This is a genomic window from Agathobacter ruminis, assembly GCF_002735305.1.
GTDB classification, from domain to species: Bacteria; Bacillota; Clostridia; order Lachnospirales; family Lachnospiraceae; genus Roseburia; species Roseburia ruminis.
This window is the reverse complement of the sequence record NZ_PDYG01000074.1, coordinates 79,543-91,611: the sequence shown is the minus strand read 5'-3', so window position 1 is coordinate 91,611 and position 12,069 is coordinate 79,543. Positions and strand designations below refer to the sequence as shown.

Annotated in this window: 11 protein-coding genes; 2 read left to right on the top strand and 9 right to left on the bottom strand. The window is 44.9% G+C overall.

Annotation, left to right across the window (positions count from 1 at the left end; translation table 11 throughout):
• The first annotated feature begins 39 nt into the window (after positions 1-39).
• Positions 40-1,824 carry an ABC-F family ATP-binding cassette domain-containing protein gene (locus CSX02_RS09240; RefSeq protein WP_099386528.1) on the top strand — a complete coding sequence of 595 codons (1,785 nt, stop codon included), beginning with the start codon at positions 40-42 and terminating at the stop codon, positions 1,822-1,824.
• Here the strand turns inward: CSX02_RS09240 and CSX02_RS09235 are convergent.
• The 5 genes from CSX02_RS09235 to CSX02_RS09215 form a co-directional block, all read right to left on the bottom strand.
• Positions 1,819-2,844 carry a LacI family DNA-binding transcriptional regulator gene (locus CSX02_RS09235; RefSeq protein ID WP_099386464.1) on the bottom strand — a complete coding sequence of 342 codons (1,026 nt, stop codon included), beginning with the start codon at positions 2,842-2,844 and terminating at the stop codon, positions 1,819-1,821. The genes CSX02_RS09240 and CSX02_RS09235 overlap by 6 nt on opposite strands.
• Before the next feature lie 97 nt (positions 2,845-2,941).
• Complete coding sequence (gene malQ / locus CSX02_RS09230) at positions 2,942-4,438, bottom strand: 4-alpha-glucanotransferase (RefSeq protein WP_099386463.1); 1,497 nt, start codon at positions 4,436-4,438, stop codon at positions 2,942-2,944.
• 21 nt (positions 4,439-4,459) lie between these two features.
• Positions 4,460-5,302, bottom strand: coding sequence for a carbohydrate ABC transporter permease (locus CSX02_RS09225; protein ID WP_031544825.1), 843 nt, complete (start codon positions 5,300-5,302; stop codon positions 4,460-4,462).
• On the bottom strand, positions 5,302-6,174 hold the full coding sequence (locus tag CSX02_RS09220; protein WP_031544823.1) for a carbohydrate ABC transporter permease: 873 nt from the start codon (positions 6,172-6,174) through the stop codon (positions 5,302-5,304). Before CSX02_RS09220 ends, CSX02_RS09225 begins: the two co-directional genes overlap by 1 nt.
• 105 nt (positions 6,175-6,279) lie before the next feature.
• The gene (locus tag CSX02_RS09215; protein WP_031544821.1) at positions 6,280-7,572 is read right to left on the bottom strand and encodes an ABC transporter substrate-binding protein; all 1,293 of its coding nucleotides are present in this window, start codon (positions 7,570-7,572) and stop codon (positions 6,280-6,282) included.
• 126 nt (positions 7,573-7,698) lie between these two features.
• On the opposite strand from CSX02_RS09215, the gene CSX02_RS13595 reads away from it, so the two are divergent.
• Entirely contained in the window at positions 7,699-7,902 is a 204-nt protein-coding gene (locus CSX02_RS13595) for a hypothetical protein (protein WP_189281480.1), read from the top strand.
• Positions 7,903-8,276: 374 nt separating this feature from the next.
• Here the strand turns inward: CSX02_RS13595 and CSX02_RS13990 are convergent, their stop codons facing one another.
• From CSX02_RS13990 to CSX02_RS09205, 4 genes are all read right to left on the bottom strand, one after another.
• Positions 8,277-8,399 carry a hypothetical protein gene (locus CSX02_RS13990; RefSeq protein WP_278278653.1) on the bottom strand — a complete coding sequence of 41 codons (123 nt, stop codon included), beginning with the start codon at positions 8,397-8,399 and terminating at the stop codon, positions 8,277-8,279.
• A gap of 11 nt (positions 8,400-8,410) precedes the next feature.
• On the bottom strand, positions 8,411-8,563 hold the full coding sequence (locus tag CSX02_RS13590; protein WP_189281478.1) for a hypothetical protein: 153 nt from the start codon (positions 8,561-8,563) through the stop codon (positions 8,411-8,413).
• Between the two features lie 100 nt (positions 8,564-8,663).
• Positions 8,664-9,602: a glycosyltransferase family 2 protein gene (locus tag CSX02_RS09210; RefSeq protein WP_242970460.1), complete on the bottom strand. Its 939-nt coding sequence runs from the start codon at positions 9,600-9,602 to the stop codon at positions 8,664-8,666.
• A 32-nt stretch (positions 9,603-9,634) separates the two neighbouring features.
• Entirely contained in the window at positions 9,635-11,371 is a 1,737-nt protein-coding gene (locus CSX02_RS09205; RefSeq protein WP_099386461.1) for a methyl-accepting chemotaxis protein, read from the bottom strand.
• Between the last annotated feature and the right edge of the window lie 698 nt (positions 11,372-12,069).

The window sequence follows — 12,069 nt, the reverse complement described above, 5'->3', positions numbered from 1 at the left end:
AAATTGAGAAATTGCGGCATCTGTGCTACACTCTATGCTATGAATGTGGTAAATATAGAAAAATTAACAAAAGCATATACGGACCACCTGTTGTTTGAGGAGGCCTCTTTTTTTGTGCAGGAGCATGAGAAGGTCGGGATTGTCGGAATCAACGGGACCGGAAAATCTACTTTGCTGAAGATGGTTGCGGGGCAGGAGGAGCCGGATGAGGGAAATGTGATTAAGGCGAATCATGTGGTAATCAGTTATCTGCCGCAGGATCCGCAGTTCGATGATGAGAAATCGGTGCGCGAGAATGTGCTTGCGCAGACAGAGAATGAAACAGAAGCACTCACGATTCTGACGAGACTGTCCATTACGGATTTAGAGCAAAAAGTGGGCGAAATGTCAGGGGGGCAGCGAAAGAAGCTGGCGCTGGCAATTGCACTGTCGAAACCGGCAGATCTGTTGCTGCTTGATGAGCCGACCAACCATCTGGATTATGGCATGATTGAATGGCTGCAGAAATATTTGAACGGATATCAGGGAACCATCATTATGGTAACGCATGACCGGTATTTCCTGGATGAAGTCTGTGACAGAATTGTCGAAATCGATCAGTCGCACATTTACAGCTATGACTGCAATTATTCCGGGTTTTTGGAGCGCAAAGCCGCACGATATGACAACATTCGCTCCTCCGAACAGAAACGCCAGAATATTTTGCGACGTGAGCTGGCATGGATTCGGCGCGGTGCACGCGCCCGTTCGACCAAGCAGAAGGCACATATTCAGCGCTATGAGGCATTGCGCGATATGGAGGCTCCAAAGGTACAGGAAAGCCTGCAGATGGGCTCTATTGCGACGCGTATGGGCCGCACCACCGTGGAACTGGACCGAATTCAACTGTCATATGACAATCGCACCATCATCAATGACTTTTCCTATATCTTTTTGAAACAGGATCGCGTGGGATTTGTCGGCAATAACGGATGCGGCAAGACCACACTGATGAAAATCATTGCCGGGCTGCTGACCCCGGACAGCGGAAATGTGACTGTCGGTCAGACCGTGCAGATGGGATATTTCGGGCAAGAAATCCAGTGGATGAATCCAGGCGAACGCGTGATTGATTATATTCGCGAGACAGGGGAATACATTCCGACTGTAGACGGAAAGATATCGGCATCGTCGATGCTTGAACGGTTTTTGTTTACACCGGAACAGCAATACAGTCCGATTGAAAAGCTCTCCGGCGGCGAAAAACGGCGACTGGCTCTGCTGAACGTCCTGATGGGCAATCCGAATTTTTTAATTCTCGATGAGCCGACCAACGATCTGGATACGGAGACACTTGCGATTCTTGAAGATTATCTGGAAAATTTCCCGGGAATCATCGTGACAGTATCGCACGACCGTCATTTTCTCGATCGCGTTGTACACCGGATCTTTGCATTTGAGCGCGGAGAAATTCATCAATATGAGGGCGGATATACGGATTATCTTGAAAAGACCCCGCTGCCGTTTTGGGAAGAAGAAAGTACACAAAGTAAAAGTGCGATGACTTCCGATTCACGCACCACATGGAAAAAGAAAAGTACAAAAATTAAATTCACCTATCAGGAACAAAAAGAATACGAGACCATCGAAGCGGATATTGCCGCCCTTGAGGAGCGTATTTCCGATCTTGAGGCTGATATTCTGCGAAATGCTTCCAGCTATGGAAAACTTACGGAACTTACCGCAGAAAAAGAAGCTTGTGAAAATGAATTGCTGGAAAAAATGGAGCGTTGGGATTATTTAGAAAATCTGGCGGAACAAATCCGCCAGACCAATGAATCATAATGCAATTACGGAGTCCCTTTCCAAAAGGGTTCCTTCATAGAGAATCTGATGTTCTTTCAATTCCTGACCATCAATGGCTTTCATCAATTGTTTGATGGAAGCCTTTACCATATCCTCGACAGGCTGCTGAATGGTCGTTAAGGATGGATGGTAATATCTTGTCATATCGAGTCCGTCAAATCCGATAATGGAATAATCCTGCGGGATTCGCTTACCTGCTTCATAGATTGCCTTGTAAACACCCATTGCCATATTGTCGGACACGGCAAAAATAGCAGTACAGTTCGTGCCGTCTTCGATTAAGCTTTTGCCAAGCAGATATCCGTTTTCCATGGAATATGCCTTATCTGTCACTTTCGAATAGCGGACATAGTTTTCATCAAACGGGATGCCATGTTTCGCCAGCGCATCCTTGTATCCTTCCAGACGCAGACGTCCAACCGAATGGTCCGGTGCTGTAAAGATTGCAATCCTGCGATGTCCTTTTTCAATCAGATAAGAGACTGCTTTCTCGCTCTCCTTGCGGTCATCGATGGTAATCGAGCAGCCGCCGGTCAGTTTGCGTCCCTCAATCGCACCGGTGCATCGCACATACGGTACCCCTAACGGAATCATCACATCATCTGTATTCTCGACATGACCTCCGCCGAGGAAAATGATTCCCTTTAATTTTTTCTCTTTGATCAGTTCTGCTGCCACAGCAATTTCATCCTGATTTTCTCCCACCGCATGCACGACAAAAGAATATTCTATCTTGTTTAATTCACCCTCAAATGTATGTAACATGCCCTGAAAGAACTGGTTGTCGATGCCTTTGATCAAAAGTGCGATGGTATTGCTGTCAAGCATCTTGAGGTTTCTTGCACTGTTATTCGGAACAAAATTATACTCTGCAATCGTCTCCAGAATGCGCTCTTTGGTCTCTTTGTTGATACCGGTTTCGTTGTTGATTGCGCGGGAAACAGTACTGGTACTCACTCCGCAAAGTTTTGCAATATCTTTGATTGTAAGTGCTGCCATAGCTTTACCTCGAATTGTTATTTGTATATCGGATACAACTTTTTGATTATACCCCGAAAAAAACGGTTCTGCAAGATTTTGCAGAACCGCTTTTCAATTAAATTCTTCCGTATGTTTGGGTTCCCTTTAAAATCTTCTTTGCAAGATCTTTGGTCAGCTGATCTTTGCGGCAGCGCCATCTCCAGTTGCCGCCCAAAGTAGACGGAATATTGATACGCGCCTCATCGCCGAGTCCCATATAATCCTGAAGTGGGATAATACACCAGTCTGCCACGCTGCTTTGCGCGAGGCGAATGATTTCATCCGGGATTTCCTTTTTCGTCAATTCCGGTTTTGCCACATAATTACGGATATTCTGAATCTCATTTTTCTTAATCTGGTTCACCCAGCCTGCAAGTGTCGCATTGTCATGTGTACCGGTATATACGACACAGTTTTGTGTATAGAAGAACGGCAGATACTCTGAGAGATTTTCACTGCCCGATCCACGAGAGTCAAATGCAAATTCAAGCACCTTCATATTCGGATAACCGCTGTCGGAAACCAGCTTGCGCACAGTATCTGTAATGAAGCCCAGGTCCTCCGCAATGATATTGGTATCCGGACATGCAGCCTGAATCTTTGAGAACAGCTTCATTCCCGGCCCCTTCTTCCATGAACCGAATTCTGCGGTCTTGTCCTTGGCCGGAATCGAATAATATTCGTCAAATCCGCGGAAATGATCAATGCGGATGACATCATACAATTCTTTGCACTTCTTGATACGGCGAATCCACCAGTCAAAGCCGGTCGCCTCATGTGTCTTCCAGTCATACAGCGGATTGCCCCAAAGCTGTCCGGTCAGTGCAAACGCATCCGGCGGACATCCTGCAACCGCTTTCGGATTTCCTTTTTTATCCATCTGGAACATTTCCGGATGAGCCCATACATCAGAGCTGTCAAATGCGACGTAAATCGGAATATCACCGATGATTTCCACGCCTTTTTCGTTTGCATAGGCCTTTAAAGCTGTCCACTGACGGTCGAATTCATATTGCAAAAATTCATAGAATTCCACCTGCTCCGCCAGATCCTTTTTGTAGCGCTCCATCGCGCTCTTTTCGCGCAGACGGATATCATTCGGCCACTCCGCGAAGCTGACACCTCCAAAGGAATCCTTGATTGCCATAAACAGTGCATAATCTTCGAGCCAGTATACATTCTTTTTGCAGAATTTTTTGAAGTCTTCATTTTCGGCAATGTTGCTCTTTTTATATGCTTCAAATAAAATTGCAAAACGGTTCTGATATAATTTTTCATAATCGATATCCGTTTCATTCGAACCAAAATCCGCTTTTGCGATTCGCGCTTTGGTAATCAGTTTCTGTTTTACCAGTTCCTGCAGATCGATAAAATACGGATTGCCTGCAAATGTCGAAAATGACTGATACGGAGAATCTCCATAACTAGTCGGTCCTAACGGTAGAATCTGCCAATATTTCTGTCCCGCTTTCTCCAGGAAGTCCACAAAACGATATGCCTCTTTCGAAAAGCATCCGATTCCGTATTCTCCCGGCAGACTGAAAATCGGTAATAAAATTCCACTTGCTCTCATTGTCTTCTCCTCCTCGTATCTTTAACCCTTCACTGCACCTGCCGCAACGCCCTTTATAATATATTTCTGGCAAAGCAGATAAAATGCAATAACAGGTATGATGCTCACGATAATTAATGCCATAATGGCACCCAAATCCACCTGACCGTAGCTTCCCTGCAAATATTGGATATGAATCGGAATTGTCATATATTTGGTGCGATCCAAAACCAGATACGGCAGCAAATAATCATTCCAAATCCACATAATTTCAAGAATTGCAACCGAAATCAATGTCGGTTTCAACATCGGCAATACGACTATGAAGAAAGTACGAATCGGACCGCATCCGTCAATCTCCGCAGCCTCTTCAATTTCAAGCGGAAGTGTCTTTACAAATCCGGCAAGCATGAAGGTCGCCATTCCGGCGCCAAATCCGAGGTAGACAATCGGGATCGTCCATGGTGTATTCAGCTTTAATGTATCCGCTGTTTTTGCCAATGGGAACATAACCATCTGAAATGGAACCACCATCGAAAAAACAAACAGATAATAGCAGATTCTGCATATTTTGGAATCTACTCGAATTATATACCATGCAGCCATAGATGTGCAAAGTAAAATCAAAAATGTTCCGAGTATTGTAATGACAACACTGTAGCTGACAGATTTCAAAAACGGATAATTTCCGAATGTCATTCCCTTCACATAGTTTGCCCACTCGACAAACATGTCACCGGTCGGCCATGCAAAGGTTGCCGTCTTTACAAAAGTATTTCCTTTAAAGGAATTCATCAAAACCACCAGCACCGGAAGTATCCAGCAGGCGGACAGGATGGTAAACACTACCGTCAGTATATTTTTACCGATTCTGCTCTTTTTCATTACTGTTGTACCTCCTTTCTACGGGTCGCACGCAGCTGAATCAATGAGATTCCCGCAACAAGGATAAAGAACAATACAGCCTTTGCCTGTGCGGTGCCTCGCGCATGTACATTTTGACCATAGAAGGTACTGTAAATATTCAATGCAAGCATTTCTGTGGTCTTTACGACCGTGCCGCCTTCTTTGAATACATATGGTTGACCGGCCGTTAAAGCCAGGTTTTGATCGAATAATTTAAATCCGTTTGTCAGTGTAAGGAACAGACAAACCGTAATGGAACTCATCACATTTGGAATAATCACGCGAAACAGTGTCTGCGCGCGGCTGGCACCGTCAATCTTGGCTGCCTCAAGCATATCTTCCGGAACGGCCTGTAGGCCTGCGATGTAGATAATCATCATGTAGCCGACCTGCTGCCAGCACATCAAAATGATCAGTCCCCAGAAACCATATTTGGTCTCCATCAAAATATTGGTATTATAGCGGCTCAAAATACCGTTGAAAATCATGCTCCAGATGTATCCGAGCACGATACCGCCAATCAGATTCGGCATAAAAAATGCCGTACGAAAAATATTGGAACCGCGAATGCCCTGTGTCAGTGCATACGCAATCAAAAAAGCAAAAAGATTAATCAGAACAACAGACACGACCGCGAATAATGCCGTATACCAGAATGCATGCACAAATGAGGCATCCTGAAATGCTTTGACATAATTACCGAATCCGATAAATGTCGCATCTTCTGTTGTCGTAAATTTGCAAAGGGAAAGATAGACGCCCTTGCAAAACGGATATACGAAACCAATCACAAATGAAGCCAGCGTCGGCACCAAAAACAGAATTGCCCATTTCTGGATGGATCTGCGCATCATTTTGGAGTTCGTAGCGGAACCATGAGAACGCACTTGTTTTGCCATAAATATCTCCTCAAAAATTCAGGGCAGGCCATAGACCTGCCCTGAAACATGACTTTTTTATTCGTTTGCAGCTTTATACTGAGTAGCCCAACCGTCAACAAATGCGGTTACTACATCATCCCAGCTGCCACCGGCATCATAGTTGTTCAATGCTGCTACAACGCCTGCTCTCCACTCATCTACATTCGGAGTATAATTGAATGCCCAATCAACAGAATACTTTCCTGCTTCCATCAGTGCCTTAGCATCACGGAAGAATACATTCTTGTTCTCAGCAGCTTTCTTGTAAGGAATCTCTCCAAACTTTTCAGCCATGAATGTAGTTCCTTTTTCGCTGGTTACGAGCCAGTTCATAAAGTCAAGTGTTGCCTTGATGTCTTCTTCGGAAGCCTTTGCATTTACAGCCCAGCAGTTCTCTGTGCCTGAGCAAAGTCCCTGATTCTCTTCTCCATCCACACCGGTGTAAATCGGAATCATCTGAAGTTCATCATCGCCATATTTCTTACTGAGGTTCTCATATTCCCAAGAACCATTCTGGTAGAAGACTGCCTGTCCGTTTAAAAACTCGCCTTCTGCATCATATCCACCGGTAGCAAGAGTGGTCTTGTCTACAGCGGAATCTGTTGTGTAAAGATCCCAGATGTTCTTGTAATTGTCAAGGTAGGTTCCTTTAATTTCAGCAGGACATCCTGTCCACTTATCCGCCTGCTCCTCATAGTAAAGTGGAAGGTTTGCAAGGTGTCCGGAGAATCTCCACGAAGAAGAATCGTCCATTCCGGAAGAAGTAAAGGCATCAAATCCCAACTCTCCTGCTCTTGCATGAATATCATCCGCAACCTTCTTTAAGCTTGCGAAATCTTTGATGTCTTCGGTCTTGTATCCTGCTTTGTCCAGCAAAGTCTTGTTTACAATGATACCGAATGTCTCATAGCAATATCCGATGGAGCATGCCTTGCCTGACTCATCATACAAAGTGAAATCATCAGTTGTAAGCTCCTTGTATACTGCAGTATCTTTCAAATCATAGCAGTAATCTTTCCATGTAGCGACACCGCCCTGGTTACCTACAACAAATAATGTAGGTGCCTCTGATTTTGCCATTTCTGCAGTCAAAGTAGAACTGTAGGTTCCGGATGCAGCGGTTACCACCTTTACATCCACACCGGTCTCTTCGGTGTACTCTTTTGCCAAAGTCTGGAGTCCTTCGTCTGCTTCCGGTTTAAAATTCAACCAGTAAACAGATCCTTTGGCATCCCCTTTGGATGTGTCCCCTGCTTTTCCGCCACATCCGGCAACAAGTCCGGCTGTCATAGCAGCGCAAAGCAATACACTAACAAGCTTCTTTTTCATAGTAATGTCCCTCCTTAAATATATTAGTAAACCATGAAAAGCTTAGTCATATAATCCTCAGGTCCTTTTGCCGAATCCATGTCTCACATGGTTTTCCAGTAAGATGCCACCACATCCCTAATTGTGATGACATCAACTGAAAAATGGACTAACGAGGATTGGAGCGAAACCTCACTCACCAAAACGATGCTGACCAATGCAGGCGGCTGCCGAATTCCGCAAGCACTGGAGGATGTCGGTATCGTTATCGGTAACGGTTTCGGTATCGTTCCCAACAACGATAATAGCACCCCTCTCCCCTGTTTGCAAGCCGGATTTTTTATTTCATGAAAAACATACAAGAACGCGATTCACATTTTAGTGGTTTTTCCCAATGACAGATTTTGTAACTACCATTCACAGCATTCATTGCAATAGCGTCCTCGCCCCATAGCTCCGGTAACTCCTTCGCATTTTGCGAATATTTTAGATTTTCAATATGCAAAAGGCGAGCATCACTCATGTGTCTTTTGAGAATGAACGATTTTGGGAAAAGGTTTATGAAGTGGCGGACACTTTACATATACGACAGTTTTTGGTGTCCGCCAACTATAAACCTTTTTTCAAAATTGTGCAGGCGTTCAAAAGACATATGGTAATCAGAATGCGAGCTTTTGCATATTAGAAAACCAAAATATTCTTGCAAAGTGAAGGAGTTACCGGAGCTATGGGGCGAGGATGTAATTGCAGGATTGCAGGCTGTGAATGGTAGCCTTCTGCAATCGGTCCTGTTTCAGGGCATTAAAAACCACCGGCTTTTCGAGCCGGTGGTTTCTTATACTTATCATATTTCCAACACTTATTTGCGTCTCTTGCGCAGCATAATAAATTCGACAACAGCTACAATCGCCAATACCAGAATGATCACTTCAGAAATGCTTGAAAAAAGCGTAATGGTCATGGCTCCGTCATCTTCATAAGTGACGAAATGGTCTTTTATCTTTTGTAACATGTAATCCCCTCCTAATATAGTCAAGACTCGCTCGCGGAGCTTGTACCCCGACTGAGTTAAAATCCTTATATTTTTATCATCGTTCAATTGTCTTGAAATGTCAATGTGTTTTGTGCAATTCACGCAGGCGTTCTTCCGCGAGCGTTCCCCCGCGGCGAATGTCGATCACAGGTTCCGTTTCCTCGATTGCCATTTTGTACCAGTTTCCCGCCTCCTCGCAGTCTCCGCGCAAACGGAAATATTCACCGATTTCAAAGCAGATTTCTGAGCATGGGAAATCATGCAGCGTGCGAAATGCCAAATCAAAGAATTCCGGGATTTTGTTTTCCACCAGATACGCATGTGCGAGAATACATTGCGCCTCCTGCACCATTTCCTCCGGTGTCGCCGGATCGTCGCATGCAGATTTTGCAATGGTCAGAGCCTCTGTAAAATCCCAGTCGGCTCCGCTGATAAACAGTTCCTTTGCATACATATTGAACACTTCCGGTGAGAGCGCCCCCTGCTGCTCGAACGTATTCTTAAAAATATGAAAATCGCGTTTGTTGTGCATGGACTGTGGCAGATGAATGATCTCGATATCACTGTCAAATACAACCGGGTCGAGACGAACCACCTCATGTACCGGATGAATCCAGGTAAAGGTGCGCAGACGCTTGTATAATTTCGGCCGATACTCATCCATATAATTCTGCGTCGTATTATATTCATTGCGTGTGAGATAATGCATTTGCACAATCTCGATTTCAGGCAGCAGATATTGCTTGAGCATGGCCAGTCTTTGATGATTCTCAATATCCAGGACCTCATCCGCATCTGCAGAATAGATATAATCGCAGGTTGCTTTCGAAAAGGCGAAATTACGCGCAGCCGAAAAATCATCCACCCATGCAAAATCATAGATTTTGTCGGTGTACTGCGCCGCAATCTCCTTGGTCCGGTCTGTCGAGCCTGTGTCCACTATGATGATTTCATCCATCAGATCCTGAATGGAATCCAGACACCTCGCCAGCACCGCTTCTTCATTTTTGACAATCATACAAAGACTAAATGTCATCATTTTTCTATTCCCTAATCCAGTTTAAATTTGTGTACCTCATCCGAAAGAGTCACTGAGATTTCGCTGCTTGAACCTGCTTCATTGCCGATTTGCTCCATGGATATTACCATATCGCTGGAACGGCTTGCCACATTGGTTACGCCCTGTGCACTTTCTTCTACCGCAATATTTACTGCATCGGTTGCAGATTTGATATTATCGATATTTTGCTGCACTTCTTCGCTGATGGATGCAAATTCCTGCATGATTGCAACCAGTTCTTCCGCACTCTGCTGATTGTCTGTACAGGTATTGACCAGTTCCTCATAGCCGGTCATTGCAGTGGTACGCATGAATTCAATCATATTCTCTGCGGATTTGGCGAGTTCCTCTACGGTTTCAATGACAGAAGCACTGACCTTTTGAATTTCTGTTGCGGCGCTGGCGGAATTTTGTGCCAGCTTGCTGATTTCATTAGCAACAACCGCAAAACCTTTTCCGGCTTCACCTGCGCGAGCCGCTTCAATCGAAGCATTCAAAGACAACAGGTTGGTCTGCTCCGTAATACTGATAATATTATCCGTCAAAATGTTAATTTGCTCAACATCTTTTGATCGTTCAATCTGTGTACGAACCGTTTCGCCGATTTCATTGACACGCACGGCTGCACTTTCCTTATCTTCCACCGCTTTTTGCTCAGTCGAAACTGCATGCTCGCGGAAGTTCTCGGTAAATTTGCGTCCGTCCTGCGCGCGGTTGCTGATATCGGTAATCGCATTATAAATATTTCCGATATCGCCATTGATCTCATTCAAAGATGCGGATGTCTCTTCCATGGCAGCACTGATGGATTCCATGGTAGAGCTCACTTCGGAAGCATTGACCTGTGCCAGATCGAGATTGCCGGAAATATTCGAAGACGCATCCCGCAGGATGTGTGAATTATGACGGATATTTTTCATAATGCCGCGCATATATTCGAGCAGGTCGTTGATGTTATTGGCCATCAGTTCCGTCTCGTCTCCCGTATGAATATCCACACGCTGTGTCAAATCTCCCTCATTATGAACAAGGTCATATAATTTGTCATTCACGATTCTCAAATTACGGATAATCACATGAATGATGATAAACAAAATTGCAAGTCCGATCAGGATTCCGAATCCGGTCACCATTACAGCTCTCATCTGAAGCTTGTTGGTTTCAATTACAATATTGCTTGCATTATAATCACATCCAACCACCGCAATAATTTTTCCGGCGCTGTTTTTAATCGGTGCATAAGCGGTAATCAAATCACCGTCCTCTGACTGATCGATATACGGCTGTGCAATTGCTTCGCCTGCAAATACAGGTTTTAATTCGTCTATGGTGACGAAATCAATCTCCGTTCCGATGGCTTCTCCGTCTTCTGAACTGTCAAGACCGTAATACAAACCATCTCCATCTGCATAAATGGTATACAGAAATGCGATATTAAACTGCTCCTGCATGCTCTGAACCTGATCAATCATTGCAATATACTGTTCACTCTGCTCATCCCCCGGTTTCAATCCCTCAATGACATCTCCATCCAGAATCAGTCCTGCCGCCTCTGCAACAGCCTGTGCCTTTTCCGCACCAAGCTCAACCATATACTTTTTTGCCGAGCGAAATGTCATGATGGTCAATGCCGACGAAACAATCAGCAAAACCAGCGTCACCGGTATCATAATTTTAAACATGATACTCAATTTTCGTGTTTTCTTTCCCTTTTGTGGTCTGTTCATAACCCCACCTCTTTCTTCATTTTATTGTAATCCCCTTAAAAAATAGGAAATTAGTATCACTTTTATACTACAATCATACCACTTTACGCATAACTTTCAACCATTTCTGCTTTATTTTTACAATTATCAGACAGTTCCCTTTCTTCCGCCCCCCGCCTCGCTCTCATCTGCTTCTCCCACTCAGCCCCTGCCTGCCATGCGCTGCCTCCGCCCCTCCGCACACACGGCATTTGAAGGCAAGATTCTCAACAAAACTGCGCACCACTTCTTTGATTGAGGTTGTTCTTTCAACTATTTGCACTTCTCCTACACGGTCTTTTCAACGCAAACACTCGTTAGTCTTTATCACTTTCCTGGGCCATATAGACCGGTTGAGGAACATCGTTGGGAGTGCGCTTAGTAAAACAGAAGCCGGCTTTGCACAGCGCTCGATACGAGCCGCCACGGACGGCGGCGAGAGTCGATGGCGTCCCGGATGGACGCTCTGAGACGGTATAGCAAGCGGACAGTGTTCCTCAACCGGTCTATATGGACAGGAAAGCGATACGAAACACATTAAGGTGTTTGCGACGAAAAGACAGTTTGTCGAAATGCAAAATCGGTGAAAGGACAACCTCTTGAAGCGGTGCGTACGGTTTTGGAGAATCTAAGCCATCGAGCCTATCGTGTGCGGGAGGGGCGGAGGTAGCGCATGGCAG